The sequence below is a fragment of the Pseudomonas sp. BGI-2 genome, from assembly GCF_004310295.1.
Taxonomy (GTDB): domain Bacteria; phylum Pseudomonadota; class Gammaproteobacteria; order Pseudomonadales; family Pseudomonadaceae; genus Aquipseudomonas.
Genome location: NZ_SISB01000002.1, coordinates 206,341 through 224,127, shown reverse-complemented (window position 1 = coordinate 224,127; position 17,787 = coordinate 206,341). Strand labels below are relative to the sequence as shown.

Annotated in this window: 14 protein-coding genes; 12 read left to right on the top strand and 2 right to left on the bottom strand. The window is 60.3% G+C overall.

What is annotated here, in order from left to right:
• Positions 1-50 precede the first annotated feature (50 nt).
• The 12 genes from EYC95_RS02220 to EYC95_RS02165 all read left to right on the top strand — a co-directional run bounded on the left by EYC95_RS02220 (position 51) and on the right by EYC95_RS02165 (position 16,366).
• Positions 51-1,997 carry a methyl-accepting chemotaxis protein gene (locus EYC95_RS02220; RefSeq protein WP_131058901.1) on the top strand — a complete coding sequence of 649 codons (1,947 nt, stop codon included), beginning with the start codon at positions 51-53 and terminating at the stop codon, positions 1,995-1,997.
• Between the two features lie 190 nt (positions 1,998-2,187).
• On the top strand, positions 2,188-3,939 hold the full coding sequence (locus tag EYC95_RS02215; RefSeq protein WP_131058900.1) for a protein-disulfide reductase DsbD: 1,752 nt from the start codon (positions 2,188-2,190) through the stop codon (positions 3,937-3,939).
• Between the two features lie 131 nt (positions 3,940-4,070).
• Positions 4,071-4,523: a type II 3-dehydroquinate dehydratase gene (gene aroQ / locus EYC95_RS02210; protein ID WP_020797556.1), complete on the top strand. Its 453-nt coding sequence runs from the start codon at positions 4,071-4,073 to the stop codon at positions 4,521-4,523.
• Between the two features lie 46 nt (positions 4,524-4,569).
• Entirely contained in the window at positions 4,570-5,031 is a 462-nt protein-coding gene (gene accB, locus EYC95_RS02205; RefSeq protein WP_054044024.1) for an acetyl-CoA carboxylase biotin carboxyl carrier protein, read from the top strand.
• Between the two features lie 17 nt (positions 5,032-5,048).
• The gene (gene accC / locus EYC95_RS02200) at positions 5,049-6,407 is read left to right on the top strand and encodes an acetyl-CoA carboxylase biotin carboxylase subunit (protein ID WP_131058899.1); all 1,359 of its coding nucleotides are present in this window, start codon (positions 5,049-5,051) and stop codon (positions 6,405-6,407) included.
• 268 nt (positions 6,408-6,675) lie between these two features.
• Entirely contained in the window at positions 6,676-7,554 is an 879-nt protein-coding gene (gene prmA, locus EYC95_RS02195) for a 50S ribosomal protein L11 methyltransferase (RefSeq protein WP_131058898.1), read from the top strand.
• A 30-nt stretch (positions 7,555-7,584) separates the two neighbouring features.
• Positions 7,585-8,802, top strand: coding sequence for a DUF3426 domain-containing protein (locus EYC95_RS02190; RefSeq protein ID WP_131058897.1), 1,218 nt, complete (start codon positions 7,585-7,587; stop codon positions 8,800-8,802).
• Between the two features lie 185 nt (positions 8,803-8,987).
• Positions 8,988-9,998 carry a tRNA dihydrouridine synthase DusB gene (gene dusB / locus EYC95_RS02185; protein ID WP_131058896.1) on the top strand — a complete coding sequence of 337 codons (1,011 nt, stop codon included), beginning with the start codon at positions 8,988-8,990 and terminating at the stop codon, positions 9,996-9,998.
• Positions 9,995-10,315, top strand: a complete 321-nt coding sequence (fis, locus tag EYC95_RS02180; RefSeq protein ID WP_007907419.1) for a DNA-binding transcriptional regulator Fis — start codon at positions 9,995-9,997, stop codon at positions 10,313-10,315. The genes dusB and fis overlap by 4 nt, the downstream gene beginning before the upstream one ends.
• Before the next feature lie 81 nt (positions 10,316-10,396).
• Positions 10,397-12,004, top strand: coding sequence for a bifunctional phosphoribosylaminoimidazolecarboxamide formyltransferase/IMP cyclohydrolase (purH, locus tag EYC95_RS02175; RefSeq protein ID WP_131058895.1), 1,608 nt, complete (start codon positions 10,397-10,399; stop codon positions 12,002-12,004).
• Between the two features lie 192 nt (positions 12,005-12,196).
• The gene (gene purD, locus EYC95_RS02170) at positions 12,197-13,492 is read left to right on the top strand and encodes a phosphoribosylamine--glycine ligase (RefSeq protein ID WP_131058894.1); all 1,296 of its coding nucleotides are present in this window, start codon (positions 12,197-12,199) and stop codon (positions 13,490-13,492) included.
• Positions 13,493-13,591: 99 nt separating this feature from the next.
• On the top strand, positions 13,592-16,366 hold the full coding sequence (locus EYC95_RS02165) for a hybrid sensor histidine kinase/response regulator (protein WP_131058893.1): 2,775 nt from the start codon (positions 13,592-13,594) through the stop codon (positions 16,364-16,366).
• A gap of 22 nt (positions 16,367-16,388) precedes the next feature.
• Here the strand turns inward: EYC95_RS02165 and EYC95_RS02160 are convergent, their stop codons facing one another.
• The gene (locus tag EYC95_RS02160) at positions 16,389-17,030 is read right to left on the bottom strand and encodes a hypothetical protein (RefSeq protein WP_131058892.1); all 642 of its coding nucleotides are present in this window, start codon (positions 17,028-17,030) and stop codon (positions 16,389-16,391) included.
• Positions 17,027-17,755 carry a hypothetical protein gene (locus tag EYC95_RS02155; RefSeq protein WP_131058891.1) on the bottom strand — a complete coding sequence of 243 codons (729 nt, stop codon included), beginning with the start codon at positions 17,753-17,755 and terminating at the stop codon, positions 17,027-17,029. The genes EYC95_RS02160 and EYC95_RS02155 overlap by 4 nt, the downstream gene beginning before the upstream one ends.
• Positions 17,756-17,787 lie beyond the last annotated feature (32 nt).

The window sequence follows — 17,787 nt, the reverse complement described above, 5'->3', positions numbered from 1 at the left end:
GAAACGCAATAACTTCAGGCGCTTACCATTCTGCCGTTGGTAGACCCGCGATGCGCCTGAAGCTGCTGACCAATCTCAACACCCTCCTTTTAGTCGCCGTGTGCGTGGCCCTTGGCGCGACGCTCTGGTGGTCGCAAAAAGCCCTCGAACGCCCTTATCTGCTGATGGAGCGTTACCTGAGTTTGTCCCAGCAATTTCAAAATGAAGTGGAGCGAAACGTCGACGACTACCTCGCCAGCGGCGATGCCCTGCGCCTGAGCAGCGCCAACCAGGCCATTGACGGCCTGCAAAAGGAACTCGGTGAACTGCCGCCGGCCCTAGCCGACACGTTGCGTCCGAGCCTGTCGAACCTGAATGAATTCAGCAAAACCGACCTGCTGGCCGCCGGCAAACTCGCCGGTGATCCTCAGGCGCTGTTGCTGCAAGCCGAACGCGAACTGGGCGCAAGTCTCGACCAACTCAGCCAGTACGCCAGTGGCAACGCGGCGTACCTTGCGCCCTTGCTCGCTGCGTCCCAGCACCTGGGCAAACTGTCGCTGGCCCGGGACAAACTGGTCAGCAGCGGTCGCAGTGAACTGGCCGCTGATGTCGAGCGCGAAGTCGCCAGCATCCGCGCGCAGTCTGAGCTGATTGGCGCCTTGCCGTTGCTCGGCGTGGCGGCCAGCAGCGAATCCGGCACGGATGATTTCGCGGCGATGATGGGCCTGGAGAATACCGAAAAAGCCGTCGCCGAAGATGCCGGTGTCGGCCTCAAACGGGAACTCAACAGCCTGCTGACGCGCTACCCCGCAGAACTTTCACGCACTCGCGACCAGATCCAGAAGCGCACCGACCTCAGCACGGCGACGCACCTGAAAATCGCCGACGTGCAGCAGGCCATCGCCGCACTGGAGCCGGTGGTCCGCGCCCAGCACGGGCAGATTCAGGGCGAAGTGCGCTTGATGCAAGGCGTGATGATCGGCCTGATTCTGCTGATCGCCTTGTTGATCGACACCTTGCAACGGAAACTGGCCCGGACGCTGACCAACCTCGCCCCCGCCCTTTCGACCTGGGCCGAAGGCGACTTCAGCCAGGACATTCAATTGGGCAAAACCAATCGCGAACTGCACGACATTGAAGCGTCGCTCAATCGCATGCGTGCGTACCTGGTGGACCTGGTGGGGACCATTCGCCTGAATGCCGAGCAGGTCGCCGGCAGCAGTCGCACCCTGGCCGAGTTGAGCAACGACTTGCACAGCGGCGCCGAACACCAGGCCGGCGACACCGCGCTGATTCGTGATTCTCTCGGCGAACTGGAAGCAACGATTCAACAAGTCGCCGGCGATGCCAGCCAGGCCGCCGACGCCAGTCGCCATGCCGGACTGGCGGTTGAGCATGGCCAGAAAGTCATCGGCCTGAGCCTCACCGGCCTGCATGCGCTGGTGGGTGAAGTGCAAGGCAATGCACAGATGATCGAGCACCTGGCTGAAGAATCAGCGACCATCGGCGGCGTGTTGACGGTGATCCGCTCGATTGCCGACCAGACCAACCTGCTGGCCCTGAACGCCGCCATCGAAGCCGCCCGCGCTGGAGAAATGGGGCGAGGGTTTGCGGTGGTGGCGGAAGAAGTTCGCTCACTGGCGCAACGCACGGCCGGGGCCACGGCAGAAATCCAGACCTTGATCGCAGGCCTGCAAACCGCCGCGCGGCAATCGGTGGAAGGCATGCGCGCCCAGGTCGAGCACGCCGAAGCCACGGCCAATCAGGCGCAGGCGGCCGATGGTGCACTGGATAAAATCGTCGGGGCGATCCAGACCATTTCCGACACCGCCGTGCGCATCGCCGATGTCACTGCGCAGCAGAGTGGGGCTGTCAGTGAGATCCGCGATCACAGCGAACGGATTCACCAATTGGGCGGGGATAACTTGCTGCGCATCGGCGAGGGACGCGAGCAGGGGGAAAATCTGCTGGTGTTGGGCGGGCGATTGCATACAGCCGTTCAGGCCTTCCGCGTCTGACGGCTTACTGATGATCGTTCCCACGCTCTGCGTGGGAATGCCTCAATGGACGCTCTGCGTCCGCTTTTGGGACGCGGAGCGTCCCGGGCTGCATTCCCACGCGGAGCGTGGGAACGATCAAAAACGCCCCGCCCTGCACACCCGCCCGACGTCCGCTATCATGCCCCCAATTCCGATACGCGAGATTGTCATGCGCCGTTTGCTCTGCCTGCTGCTTTTAGTGCTCGCCCTGCCGGCTACCGCCGCCGGGTTGCTGGAGAGTCGGCCCAGTTCCACCCTGGGCTCGATCAACAACAGCGCCGACTTCCTGCCGGTGCGCGAGGCGTTTCAGCTGAGCCTGGTAGACAGCACGCCGCAATCGATCAAACTGCGTTTTGTCGCGACAGAGGGTTACTACCTCTATCGTCATCGCTTTCAGTTTCGCGCCGATCCAACCGAGGTTGGCCTTGGCGCGGCGCAATTGCCCAAGGGCGAACAGAAGCACGATGAGTACTTTGGCGACGTCGAGGTCTATCACGGCATTCTCGACGTCGAAGTGCCGCGCACCGATCCGCGCGCCTTCACGCTGGCCGTGACCTATCAGGGCTGCGCCGACAAAGGCCTGTGTTATCCCCCCGAAACCGAGCGCCTGAACATCGATGGCATTGGCGTACCGACACCCGCCACGGCACAGCGCTGGAGCTGGCGCGAACTCGCCTTGTTCTTTCTCGCAGGTCTGGGTTTGACCTTCACCCCCTGTGTCCTGCCGATGCTGCCGATCCTCTCCGGCGTGGTTTTGCGCGGTCAGGTCGGCGGGTTGCGCGGCTTCAATCTGTCGCTCGCTTACGTGCTGCCAATGGCCGTTTGCTTCGCCCTGCTGGGGGCGTTGATGGGGATGTTCGGCGCTCAACTCAACCTCCAGGCCCGTCTGCAATCGGCGTGGGTGCTGGTGCCCTTCGCGATGTTTTTTGCGCTGTTTGCCCTCGCGATGTTCGGCGTGTTCGAACTCAAGTTGCCACAGGCCATCAGCAGTCGGCTGGACCGGATCGCCGGCCGCACCGAAGGCGGTTCGCTCTGGGGCGCCGCGGTGCTGGGCGTGGTTTCCAGCCTACTGGTGTCGCCCTGCGTTTCGGCGCCGCTGGCCGGTGCGCTGCTTTACATCAGCGCCAGCGGCGATGCGCTGGGGGGCGGATTGAAACTGTTCATGCTCGGCCTCGGCATGGGCGCACCGCTGCTGCTCGTGGCCACTGGTGGCGCGGCCTGGCTGCCGAAAAGCGGGCCGTGGCTGGTCTATGTGAAAAATGCGATTGGCGTGTTGTTGCTGGGATTGGCGATCGGGCTGGTCAGTCGCGTATTGCCGGGCCAGATCACCTTGCTGCTGATCGGTTTGCTGGCCGGTGGCGTCGGCCTGTTCATGGGCGCTCTGGAATTCGTCTACAAACCTCCTCGAAAACGCCTCGGCCAACTGCTCGGGGTGTTTCTGCTGTTTTACGCGCTGGCCTGTTGGTTCGGGGCGTTCAGCGGGCAGACCGACCCGCTCAACCCGATTGGTCAGCCGCGCATTGTTGCCGGCAATGAACAGCCGAAAAACTCCAGCGCCTGGCAAACCATCAGCACCCCGGCGGACCTGGACCGCGTCCTCGCCGAAGCCAAATCTTCAGGCACCCCACTGCTGCTCGACTGGTACGCCGACTGGTGCATCAGCTGCAAAGTCATCGAACGCGAAGTGCTCAACGACGCCACGGTCGTCGAACGCCTGAAAGGCTATCGCCTGATCCGCTTCGACATCACTGCCAGTAATGCCGAGCAACGCGCACTGCTCGATCGCTACAAATTGTTCGGCCCTCCGGCCCTGATGTTTTTCGGCAAGGACGGTGTCGAACGCGCCGATGTGCGAGTGATCGGCGAGATCAACGCGCCAGACTTCGCCGAACGTGTTGCGAAAGCAAATGACCGGATTTAATCACCCGGTCACATATTTCGCGCAAACATCGGCCATCGTGCTGGCTATTGCATAGAACTGGACAGTCACAAAGGCTTTGCGGCATAGTCGCCGGGTTCTGACAACTGCACACAGATAACAAGGAACAGCAGATGGCGACGCTATTGGTTTTGCACGGACCCAACTTGAACTTGCTCGGCACCCGCGAGCCGGGCACCTATGGCGCTACGACACTGGCGCAGATCAACCAGGACCTGGAACGCCGTGCCCGTGAAGCCGGCCACCATCTGCTGCACCTGCAAAGCAACGCCGAGTACGAATTGATTGACCGCATCCACGCTGCCCGCAGTGAAGGTGTGGACTTCATTCTGATCAATCCAGCAGCTTTTACGCACACAAGCGTCGCATTACGTGACGCGTTGCTGGCGGTGAGCATCCCATTCATCGAAGTGCATTTGTCTAACGTGCACAAACGCGAACCTTTCCGCCATCACTCTTACTTCTCCGACGTAGCGGTGGGAGTGATCTGCGGCCTTGGCGCCAGCGGTTATCGACTGGCCCTGGAGGCCGCCCTGGAGCAGCTTGAAAGACCGGCAACAGCTTGAACAACAAGCGTAACGCCCCTGACCGACCCTTGGGAGTTGATGATTCATGGATATCCGTAAAGTTAAGAAACTGATCGAACTGCTGGAAGAGTCCGGCATCGACGAGCTCGAGATCAAGGAAGGCGAAGAGTCCGTACGCATCAGCCGTCATAGCAAGACCCCGGCTCAGCAGTACTACGCACCGGCTCCAATGCACGCTCCGGCACCTGCGCCTGTTGCTGCCGCTCCGGTTGCCGCTGCAGCACCTGCTGCTCCGGCCGCGCCAGTTCTGAACGGCACCGTTGCCCGTTCGCCGATGGTCGGCACCTTCTATCGCAAGTCTTCGCCAAGCTCGCCGTCCTTCGTTGAAGTCGGCCAGACCGTGAAGAAAGGCGACACCCTGTGCATCGTCGAAGCCATGAAGATGATGAACCACATCGAAGCTGAAACCAGCGGTGTGATCGAATCCATCCTCGTCGAAGACGGCCAGCCGGTTGAGTACGACCAACCGCTGTTCACCATCGTTTGAACCGCGGAGAGACTTTGATGACTGCGAAGTTGGAAAAAGTTCTGATCGCCAACCGCGGTGAGATCGCCCTGCGAATCCTGCGCGCCTGCAAAGAGATGGGCATCAAGACCGTCGCCGTTTATTCCACGGCTGACAAAGAGCTGATGCACCTGGGCCTGGCAGACGAATCCGTCTGCATCGGTCCGGCCTCGGCTGCAAAGTCTTACCTGCATATTCCGGCAATCATCGCTGCAGCCGAAGTGACCGGCGCTACCGCCATTCACCCAGGCTACGGTTTCCTTGCGGAAAACGCTGATTTCGCTGAACAGGTCGAGAACTCCGGCTTCGCGTTCATTGGTCCGAAAGCCGACACCATTCGCCTGATGGGCGACAAGGTTTCGGCCAAGCACGCCATGATCGCTGCGGGCGTTCCAACCGTTCCGGGTTCCGACGGCCCACTGCCTGAAGACGAAGAAACCGCTCTGCGCATCGGTCGCGAAGTCGGTTACCCGGTGATCATCAAAGCCGCTGGCGGCGGTGGTGGTCGTGGCATGCGCGTTGTGCATAAAGAAGAAGACCTGATCTCCTTCGCAAAGCTGACCCGCACCGAAGCAGGCGCGGCGTTCGGCAACCCGATGGTCTATCTGGAAAAATTCCTGACCAACCCACGTCACGTGGAAGTCCAGGTGCTTTCCGATGGCCAGGGCCACGCCATCCATCTGGGCGACCGCGATTGCTCGCTGCAACGTCGTCACCAGAAGGTTCTCGAAGAAGCGCCGGCACCGGGCATCGACGAGAAGGCTCGCGCTGAAGTCCTCGCCCGCTGCGTCAAGGCGTGCATCGACATCAACTACCGTGGTGCGGGTACTTTCGAGTTCCTGTACGAGAACGGCGCGTTCTATTTCATCGAAATGAACACCCGCGTTCAGGTTGAGCACCCGGTTTCGGAAATGGTCACCGGCATCGACATCGTCAAGGAGATGCTCAGCATCGCCGCTGGCAACAAGTTGTCGTACACCCAGGAAGACGTGGTTATCCGCGGTCATGCACTGGAATGCCGGATCAACGCCGAAGACCCGAAAACCTTCATGCCGAGCCCAGGCACGGTCAAGCATTTCCACGCCCCAGGCGGCAACGGCGTTCGCGTCGATTCGCACCTGTACAGCGGTTATGCCGTTCCGCCGAACTACGATTCGTTGATCGGCAAGCTGATCACCTACGGCGCAACTCGTGACGAAGCGTTGGCGCGCATGCGCAATGCGCTGGACGAAATCGTTGTCGACGGGATCAAGACCAACATCCCGCTGCACCGCGATCTGGTCCGCGACGAAGGCTTCTGCAAAGGTGGAATCAACATCCACTACCTGGAACACAAGCTGGCTGGCGACAAGCACTAGTCTGTGATCCGATCTAACAAAGCCGCTTTCGAGCGGCTTTGTTGTTTCTGGAGGTTTCATATCTCCCTCTGTAGGAGCGAGGCTTGCCCGCGAACCAAACGCCGCGGTGTTTCAGACTTACCATGTCATCGTTCTTCGCGGGCAAGCCTCGCTCCTACGAAGAACACGCATATGTCGGCCTTGTCGTCTTCTGCTCCGCGCTCGCGTAAACTTGCGCGCTTCTCGCAGCCCGCTAGGCTGCAATCAATATTTTTCAAAGGTGCCCGCCATGCCTTGGCTGCAAGTCCGTCTCGCCATCAGCCCAGAACAAGCCGAAACCTACGAAGACGCTTTCCTTGAAGTGGGTGCCGTGTCGGTGACCTTCATGGACGCCGAAGACCAGCCAATCTTCGAGCCAGAACTCAACACCACGCCGTTGTGGTCGCATACGCACCTGCTGGCCCTGTTCGAAGGTGGCACCGAAGCCGCCAGCGTGCTGGCCCATCTGGAGCTGCTGACCGGCAGCCCGCTGCCCGAGCATCACAGCGAAGTCATCGAAGACCAGGATTGGGAACGGAGCTGGATGGACGATTTCCAGCCAATGCGCTTCGGTCAGCGCCTGTGGATCGTTCCAAGCTGGCACGCCGCCCCTGAACCCGACGCCGTGAACATTCTGCTGGACCCGGGCCTGGCGTTCGGCACCGGCACCCACCCGACCACCGCACTGTGCCTGGAATGGCTCGACGGTCAGGATCTCAAAGACTGCAACGTCCTCGACTTCGGTTGCGGCTCGGGGATTCTGGCAATTGCCGCCCTGCTGCTGGGCGCCAAGGAAGCGGTCGGCACCGACATCGACGTGCAGGCGCTTGAAGCGTCTCGCGACAACGCCGGGCGCAACAACATTGCCGAAGCACTCTTCCCGCTGTACCTGCCGGAAGATCTACCGCAGGTTCAGGCCGATGTGCTGGTGGCGAACATTCTTGCCGGACCGCTGGTTTCCCTGGCGCCGCAATTGTCCAGCCTGGTCAAACCCAGTGGTCGTCTGGCGCTGTCGGGCATCCTCGCCGAGCAAGGTGAAGAAGTCGCCAAAGCCTACGCTCAAGACTTCGATCTGGACCCGATCGCCAATCGCGATGGCTGGGTGCGCATCACTGGCCGTCGGCGCTAGAATGAGCGCCTGCATAAACCGGATCGCCGCATGACCGACAGCTTCGTCACCCAGTGCCCGCATTGCCAAACCAGTTTCCGCGTCAGCCATGCTCAATTGAGCGTGGCACGCGGAGTGGTTCGTTGCGGCTCGTGCTTGCAGGTGTTCAACGCCGCCAAGCAGCTGCTAGAGCAACGGGCCGACAAGGACGCGGTCAAACCGGTCGCCCCGGCCATTGTCGAACCGCCGGCCCAGCGCGCCATCAGCCAAAAGCAATGGTCCGCCACCGAACTGGATCTGGACAGCCTGGACCTGGACGAAGAACTCGCCCGGCTCGAACAACGGGAAATCCAGCCGACTACGGAATTCGGCCGGCAACGCGAAGACAGCCTCAGCGCTCGACGCGACTCTAACGATCATGACGAAGCCCCTTGGTCCGACAGCCTCTTCAGCGAATCGGCGGCTGATCGCGCCCAGGCGGTCGAAGCCGACCAACGGGAAACACAGACTGATCCGGGCAAGCACTCGCGCACTGAACCTTCGTTCTCGCTGGAACCGGTTGATCTGGACGACGAGCCCCAGGTGCCGCAATTGCGCCTGAATGATCCGCTCGACATGCCCCTGCACCATGATCGCCTGTCGGCAACCGATGCACCCGACGACGACTTGCCCCCGATTGTCCCCTTGCGCAAGCGACACGAACGCAGCGAGTCGACCGAACGTGCCGACGCCTTGCAAGACCTGACTGACGATCCGCTGCAACTCGATTGGCAAAAACGTCGCTCCCCTTGGGGCCGACGGCTTTTCTGGCTGCTGCTGGTGCTGCTCGGTGCCGCCGCGCTCGCCGGCCAATACGTCGCTTACCACTTTGACGAACTGGCGCGTCAGGACCAGTACCGTCCATGGTTCCAGCAACTGTGCCCGCAACTCGGTTGCACGGTGCCATCTAAAGTAGACATTGCGAAAATCAAAAGCAGCAACCTCGTGGTCCGCAGCCACCCGGAGTTCAACGGAGCCCTGGTGGTCGATGCGATCATCTACAACCGCGCACCCTTCTCCCAGCCCTTCCCGCTGCTGGAACTGCGCTTCGCCGACCTTAACGGTCACCTGATCGCCAGCCGTCGCTTCAAGCCCGGCGAGTACCTCAACGGCGATCTCGAAGGCATGGCGGAGATGCCACCGCAAACGCCGATCCACATCGCACTGGATATCCTCGATCCAGGCGCCAAAGCGGTGAATTACAGCCTGAGCTTCCATTCGCCCGAGTGAAACGGTTCAGTGTTACGGCTTTGACGGCATATTTCTGACTTCGACCGCTCATACCAAACCGCTGGCGATAACAGAATTACTGTTCAGATTTTGTTCAATTCAGCCTTTATCCAGTCATCGAGAGCGGGTATCATGCCAACCCTTTTTCGAACTCTCATGATCCGGCCCCACAACAGGGAAGTCCTATGTCGGCGGTACGCATCGGTCCATATACATTGCACAACGGCTTGATTCTCGCCCCCATGGCGGGCGTCACCGACCAGCCCTTTCGTCAGCTGTGCAAGCGACTGGGCGCAGGGCTTGTAGTCTCGGAAATGGTCACCAGCGACATGAGCTTGTGGAACACCCGCAAATCGCGGATGCGCATGATCCACGAAGGTGATCCCGAGCCACGCTCGGTACAGATCGCCGGGGGTGATGCACAGATGCTGGCGGATGCGGCCCGGGCCAACGTCGAACTGGGCGCACAGATTATTGACATCAACATGGGCTGTCCGGCGAAGAAGGTCTGCAACAAGGCCGCCGGTTCCGCACTGTTGAAGGATGAAGCATTGGTGACCGAGATCCTGCAAGCCGTCGTGGCTGCGGTTGATGTGCCGGTCACCTTGAAGATCCGTACCGGCTGGGACCGCGACAACAAGAACGGCCTGACGGTGGCGAAGATCGCCGAGCAGGCAGGCATTACGGCGCTGGCGGTGCATGGCCGCACCCGTGCCGATCTGTACACCGGTGAAGCCGAGTACGACACCATCGCCGCGATCAAGCAGGCGGTGTCGATCCCGGTCTTCGCCAATGGCGATATCGATTCACCCGAGAAGGCCCGGTACGTGCTCGACGCGACCGGTGCCGATGGCCTGTTGGTAGGCCGGGCTGCCCAGGGGCGGCCATGGATTTTTCGCGAGATCGATCATTTCCTGCGTACCGGCGAGAAACTCCCGGCGCTGGAACTGATCGAGGTGGAACGCATTCTGCTAGAGCATCTGGCTGCGCTGCATGTCTTCTATGGAGACGTCATGGGCGTACGCATTGCTCGAAAGCATGTGGGCTGGTATCTCGCAACCTTGCCGGGCGCCAGGGAGTTTCGCGCCCACTTCAATCGTTTGGAAGATACGGAAGCACAATGCGCCAACGTTCAGGGCTTCTTCGCCGAACGTAACAAGAGCCTGACAGGGGACGGAGACGAGGTGGCCGCATGACGATGATGACCGAGACTTTAGTGAGTGGAACAACACCCGTGAGCGACAATGTGAATTTGAAACAGCACCTCAATACGCCGAGCGAAGAAGGTCAGACCCTTCGCGGGAGTGTCGAGAAAGCGCTGCACAATTATTTCGCCCACCTTGAAGGCGCTGCCGTCACGGATGTGTACAACCTTGTGCTCTCCGAAGTCGAGGCTCCCCTGCTCGAGTGCGTGATGAACTACGTCAAGGGCAACCAGACCAAGGCCAGCGAGTTGCTCGGGCTGAACCGAGGCACGCTGCGCAAGAAACTCAAGCAGTACGATTTGCTGTAAGCATTCAATCAAACCAGAAAGGCGCCCGCGTAAAACCGGTCGCCTTTTTTGCTGACTCCTTTGCTTTTGATGGAAATTGAAATGACCGACCAGACTACCCGCCTGCCGATCCGCCGCGCCTTGATCAGCGTTTCCGACAAGACCGGGATCCTCGAATTCGCCAAAGAGCTTGAAGCCCTGGGCGTCGAGATCCTCTCCACCGGCGGAACGTTCAAGCTGCTGCGCGACAACGGTGTTGCCGCAGTGGAAGTCGCGGATTACACCGGTTTCGCAGAGATGATGGACGGTCGGGTCAAGACCCTGCACCCGAAAATCCACGGCGGGATCCTTGGTCGTCGCGGTATCGATGACGCCATCATGAACGAGCACGGCATCAAGCCGATCGACCTGGTCGCGGTCAACCTGTACCCGTTCGAAGCCACCATCAACAAGCCAGGCTGCGACCTGCCGACCGCCATCGAAAACATCGACATCGGCGGCCCGACCATGGTCCGTTCGGCAGCGAAAAACCACAAAGACGTGGCCATCGTGGTGAATGCCAGCGACTACGCCAGCGTCCTCGAAGGCCTGAAGGCCGGCGGCCTGACCTACGCCCAGCGTTTCGACCTGATGCTCAAGGCCTTCGAACACACCGCGGCCTATGACGGCATGATCGCCAACTACATGGGCTCCGTGAACCAGGCCGCTGACACCCTCAGCACCGAAGGTCGCAGCGAGTTCCCGCGCACCTTCAACAGCCAGTTCGTCAAGGCGCAGGAAATGCGCTACGGCGAGAACCCGCACCAGAGCGCGGCGTTCTACGTGGAAGCCAAGCCAGCCGAAGTCGGCATCGCCACCGCGACCCAACTGCAAGGCAAAGAGCTGTCGTACAACAACGTGGCCGACACCGACGCCGCGCTGGAATGCGTGAAGAGCTTCGTCAAACCGGCTTGCGTGATCGTCAAGCACGCCAACCCGTGCGGCGTTGCCGTCAGCCCGGACGCCGAAGGCGGTATCCGTCAGGCCTACGAACTGGCTTACGCCACCGACACCGAGTCGGCATTCGGCGGCATCATCGCGTTCAACCGCGAGCTGGATGCTGCAACCGCCAAGGCTATCGTCGAGCGTCAGTTCGTCGAAGTGATCATCGCGCCAAGCGTCAGCGAAGAAGCCCGCGCCATCGTGGCGGCAAAAGCCAACGTGCGCCTGCTGGCCTGCGGCGAGTGGTCGGCTGATCGCGCTGCTGCGTGGGACTACAAACGCGTCAACGGTGGTCTGCTGGTGCAGAGCCGCGACATCGGCATGATCGGTGCCGACGACTTGAAAGTCGTGACCAAGCGTGCTCCGACCGAACAGGAAATCAACGACCTGATCTTCGCCTGGAAAGTCGCCAAGTACGTTAAGTCCAACGCCATTGTCTACGCCAAGAATCGCCAGACCATCGGTGTCGGCGCGGGCCAGATGAGCCGCGTGAACTCCGCTCGTATTGCGGCGATCAAGGCTGAACACGCTGGTTTGCAGGTACAAGGTGCGGTCATGGCATCGGATGCGTTCTTCCCGTTCCGCGACGGCATCGACAACGCGGCCAAGGTCGGTATCACTGCGGTGATCCAGCCAGGCGGCTCGATGCGTGACAACGAAGTGATTGCAGCCGCTGATGAAGCCGGCATCGCCATGGTCTTCACCGGCATGCGCCACTTCCGTCACTGATTTTTGCTCTTTGCTTCTGTAGGAGCGAGGCTTGCCCGCGAAGGGGACGCCGCGGTGTAACAGCAACATCGAGGTGAGGCCTTCGCGGGCAAGCCTCGCTCCTACAGGTTCGGTGTGATGGCAGATGCCGCGCACTGGCAGCCAAGCAGCTGAGGCTGCTCCACAGAATTAGCGTCATCCGAGGTTTTTGAAATGAATGTTTTGATCATTGGCAGCGGTGGCCGTGAACACGCACTGGCCTGGAAAGTGGCTCAGGATCCGCGTGTGCAGAAAGTGTTTGTTGCCCCGGGCAACGCCGGCACCGCCATTGAAGCCAAGTGTGAGAACGTCGCCATCGACGTGCTGGCCCTTGAACAGCTGGCCGACTTTGCCGAGAAAAACGTTTCCCTGACCATCGTCGGCCCGGAAGTGCCGCTGGTTGCCGGTGTTGTCGATCTGTTCCGCTCCCGTGGCCTGGATTGCTTCGGTCCGACGGCCGGCGCTGCCCAGCTGGAAGGTTCGAAAGCCTTCACCAAGGATTTCCTGGCGCGCCACAAGATCCCGACTGCCGACTATCAGAACTTCACCGAGATCGAGCCTGCCCTGGCTTATCTGCGTGAAAAAGGCGCGCCGATCGTGATCAAGGCCGATGGCCTGGCTGCCGGTAAAGGCGTGATCGTTGCCATGACCTTGACCGAAGCCGAAGACGCTGTGCGCGACATGCTCGCGGGCAATGCGTTCGGCGACGCCGGTTCCCGTGTCGTGATCGAAGAATTCCTGGACGGGGAAGAAGCCAGCTTCATTGTCATGGTCGACGGCAAGAACGTGCTGCCAATGGCCACCAGCCAGGACCACAAACGCGTCGGTGACGGCGATACCGGTCCGAACACTGGCGGCATGGGTGCTTACTCCCCGGCCCCGGTCGTCACCGCCGAGGTCCATCAGCGGGTCATGGACCTGGTGATCTGGCCGACCGTGCGTGGCATGGCCGAGGAAGGCAACGTTTACACTGGCTTCCTGTACGCCGGTTTGATGATCGACAAAGCTGGTAACCCAAAAGTCATCGAATTCAACTGCCGTTTCGGCGACCCTGAGACCCAACCGGTGATGCTGCGTTTGCAGTCGAGCCTGGTGTTGCTGGTCGAAGCGGCCCTGGCGCAAGCCCTGGACAAGGTCGAAGCGCAATGGGATCCACGTCCGAGCGTCGGTATCGTGCTGGCCGCGGGCGGCTATCCTGGCGACTACGCTAAAGGCGTTGCCATCAACGGTCTGGATGCAGCCGCCACACTGGAAGGTAAAGTCTTCCACGCCGGCACTGCGCTCAAGGACGGTCAAGTGGTGACGGCCGGTGGTCGTGTGCTTTGTGCAACCGCCATGGGCGCCAGCGTTGATGCTGCCCAGCAGCAGGCTTACAAACTGGCGGCAAAGATTGACTGGGAAGGCTGTTTCTATCGCAAGGACATTGGCTACCGCGCCATTGCCCGCGAGCGTGGCGAAAATCAGGAATAAGCGATCCGTTCGGCAGGGCTTGAGCTTCAAGCCCTTGCCGGACTGTTCCGACGCCGCGCATAGTTATAATCTGGCATCAACCTACGAAGGGATTTCGCCGTGCGCTGGCTCAGGATTGCCATAGGATTAACCGTCACGTTGCTGACCTTGCTCTGCATGCTTCCGGCCCAGGCCGCGCAAGGCAGTGGCTGGGCGGTATTGCTTGACGAACAGGGCGACCTGCAGCTGAGCGACATCCGTTCCGCTCGCTACACCAATCAATTCAGCCCCATCGAACTCGACCGCCTCTCCGCGGCCGAGCCCGAAGGTGCGTTGTGGCTGCGTTTCAGGCTCACGCCCGGCAAGCACGAGCAATTGCTGCGAGTGTTCGCCCCCGACCTGTCGCACCTCAATCTGTATGTGCTCGACGGCGACACGCTGATCGATCAACTGAACACCGGCACCGGCCAGCCCCAGACTGACCGTCCCCTGCCCAGCAGCGATTTCATGTTGCCGCTGCCGCAAAGCGACAAACCCCTGGACGTCTACCTGCGACTGGTGTCCGAACACCAGTTGCGGCCGTACATCACCCTGCAATCGGCGGTCATGACCGCAGCCAATCAGAACCAGATGCTGATTTACGGCCTGCTGTTCGGTTGCATCGGCATGCTGATCCTGCACAACCTCGTCCGCTATGCCTATACCCGCTCGCGCAGCAGCGTCTGGCTGGCCGGATGCGAAGCCCTGTTGATGCTCAGCCTGTTGCTGCTGCTGAATCTGGCAGGACCATGGCTACCCAACTGGCACGCGGTGCAGACGCCCGGCGCTTATCTCGCCTTGCTGCTGACGGCGCCCTGCGGCCTGATGTTCGCCTATCGCTTCTTCGCCCCGCTCGGGTCGCACCCGCTGAACAAGCTGTTGCTGGGGGACATTCTGTTCATCGTGGTCTGCGGCTTGCTGCTGTTGTTCGTCAACACACTGCCGCTGAACATTATTACCTACGCCCTGGTCGCCCTGGCAGGCCTGAGCATGTTGTTCGTCGGTGCCTATCACTGGCAAAAGGGGTATCGCCCGGCGCGCTTGTTCGTGGCGGCGATGGTGGTGTTCAACATTGGTACGCTGATCATGTTGCCCGCCCTGCTGGGGCTGACCCTGGTCGCCCCTCAAGGGCTGATCATCACGCTGTTGGTGTTCATCTGCATCAGTGGCCTGTTGATGAGCATTGCGCTGGGCGAACGTCAGCGCAGCATCACCGAAGATCGTTTCAGCGTCAGCCGCGACCTGGCGGCCAGCAACGCCGAGATTAACGCCAAGGCCGAGTTCCTGGCGAAGATCAGCCACGAAATCCGCACCCCGATGAACGGCGTGCTGGGCATGACCGAACTGCTGCTGGGCACACCGTTGTCGGTCAAGCAGCGTGACTACGTGCAGACCATCCACAGTGCCGGCAACGAACTGCTGACCCTGATCAACGAGATTCTCGACATCTCCAAGCTCGAATCCGGACAGATCGAACTGGACGACGTGCAGTTTGATCTCAACGCCTTGATCGAAGACTGCCTGAGCATCTTCCGCGCCAAGGCCGAACAGCAGAACGTCGAGTTGATCAGCTTTATCCAGCCGCAAGTGCCGCGCGTCATCAGCGGTGACCCGACGCGCCTGCGCCAGACCTTGCTGAGCCTGCTGGAAAACGCCCTGAAGAAAACCGACGAGGGCGAGATCCTGATCGTCGTCGCCCTCGACGAACGCAGCGCCAAACCGCGCCTGCGCATCGCCGTGCAGGACAGCGGCGTGCCGATGGAGGCCGAAGAACGCGACGCCCTGATGCACGCCGAACTGCACAGCAAACACTTCCTCTCGGCGACCAGCCTGGGCGGTAACCTGGGGCTGGTGATTGCCCGTCAGCTGATCCGCTTGATGCAAGGGGAATTCGGTATCAAGAGCGGTGCCAACCAGGGCAGCACCTTGTGGCTGACCTTGCCGCTGGACCCTGATCGTCTCGAGCACCCGACCTCCGACCTCGATGGACCACTGCAAGGTGCGCGCGTGCTGGTGGTGGACGATAACGACACCTGCCGCAAAGTGCTGGTGCAGCAATGCAGCGCCTGGGGCCTGAACGTCAGCGCCGTGCCATCCGGTAAAGAGGCTCTGGCGCTGCTGCGCACCAAGGCTCACCTGCGCGATTATTTCGACGTGGTCCTGCTGGACCAGAACATGCCTGGCATGACCGGCATGCAATTGGCGGCCAAGATCAAGGAAGACCCGAGCCTGAACCACGACATTCTGCTGATCATGCTCACCGGCATCAGCAACGCGCCGAGCAAGATCATCGCGCGCAACTCGGGGATCAAACGCATCCTCGCCAAACCGGTGGCCGGCTACACCCTCAAGACCACCCTGGCGGACGAGCTGAACCAGCGCAACAAAGGCCCGGCCGTCTCGCAGCATCTGCCCACCGGCCCGACGCTTCCGGTCAAGGTCCCGAGTGATTTCCGCATCCTGGTGGCCGAAGACAACAACATCTCGACCAAGGTGATTCGCGGCATGCTCGGCAAGCTCAACCTGCAACCGGACACCGCCAGCAATGGCGAAGAAGCCTTGCAGGCAATGAAAGCCCGGCGTTATGACCTGGTCCTGATGGACTGTGAAATGCCGATCCTCGATGGTTTCTCTGCCACCCAGCAGCTACGTGCCTGGGAAGTCGGCAACCAGCGGATCCGCACGCCAGTGGTGGCGCTGACCGCACATATCCTGGCCGAGCATAAAGAGCGTGCGCGCCAGGCCGGCATGGACGGGCACATGGCCAAACCGGTCGAGCTGTCGCAGTTGCGCGACCTGATCGAGCATTGGGTTGCCCAGCGGGATCAGCAGAACCGCACAGTGTCGACCATCTGAAATCCCTCGGGCTGGCGCTCGGTCAGATGTCCAGAGCGCTCAAGTATTTCAGGGACTGGGACACTACAGACTTCTTCACCTTCTCCCGAAACGCGCCGTAATGAAGCGTGTTGAACGTGATCGTGGTTATCTGTTCGGTGCTTTTTTGCTCAAGCGAATCATTTTTGCTGAACAGGAACCGAGAGATGCCTCCCACCATCGAAAACTTGCGGTGATAGACGGCCATATCCACCTTGTGCGCGCCGTTCATTACGCAAGGAATCATCTGAAAGTAGGCAATGTCTCCCTTCAGGGTCGTGGACTCAAACATTTCGAGCGCCAGCGAATTGCGCTCCAACGCTGTCAGGGCGCGGCTGATGGGTATTGAGAATCTATCACCGATGGATTCCCGGATACGTTGTATCGCTTTGCTGCCCATCGGAGCGGCAGGCGCGGGTGAAAACGTTTGAGGTGTGGGCACATCCCATCCCAGAAATCGGAGTTGGTTGCAGTAGTAGTCGAACCAATCGCCCGATAATCCATCATTAACGGCATCGCGTGTGGCTCTTTGCGCAAAAGCCGTGCTCATGTAGACGTCTTCGCGGTGGGACGCAGGCAGACCGCTGGCGAACGACACGATACTGCCGCCGACCACCGCTGCCGGTGGTGCAATCAGATCCGTCATGACCGAACCTCCCCTGGCTCCGTGGTGCTGCAGGCATCGTCGTGCAGGGTCAGCTTTGCAACATTGGTTCCGATCCGGTCTTTGATCTTCAGAGCAATTTGATCCCGTACTGGTGCATATACCGCTTCCGACAGCTTCGCCCGGACGTAACGGCGGCTAATGATGCCCTGTACATCTTCGCCAAAATAGAGGTGCGCCAAAGGGTTGGAACTCAGCAATTGATTGGTTTTGAGCTCGATACATACGCTGCTGAACGACGTCGGTGTTGGCGCCACGATGACCAGTAAACGAATATCCATCGCAGGTGTCGGCACCTCGGAGGACTGCTCTTTGGACACTTTTTGCATATGGCTGCGCAACAAGTTGGCTGCCGGGTCGATGTCCGATTCGTTGGCAATTCGTGACAACACTTCGGCAGTCACATGCCCTTCATCTGCCCCCACTCTGGACATCGCTGCGGCCGCCCACTGAACCGCCGACTCAACACTCTCTGGAGGGAGACTCAAGTCTTCGCGCGCTTTAACGGGCCACGTCCAGATACCATCCAAAACTTTCATATAGGTGTCATACCAACTCACACCTGGCTCTAGTTCTGTTTTTTTATTGGCTGCCAACTGTGCATACAACACCGTATTGACCACATCATCATAAGTGGTCAGACCCTCTGATTCGGGCACTATCAAAACCGCAGCCCCGACAACCAGTACTGAATAATCACATCTCATTTAAATACCTCCACACAGCGAAGGGCAGTCGT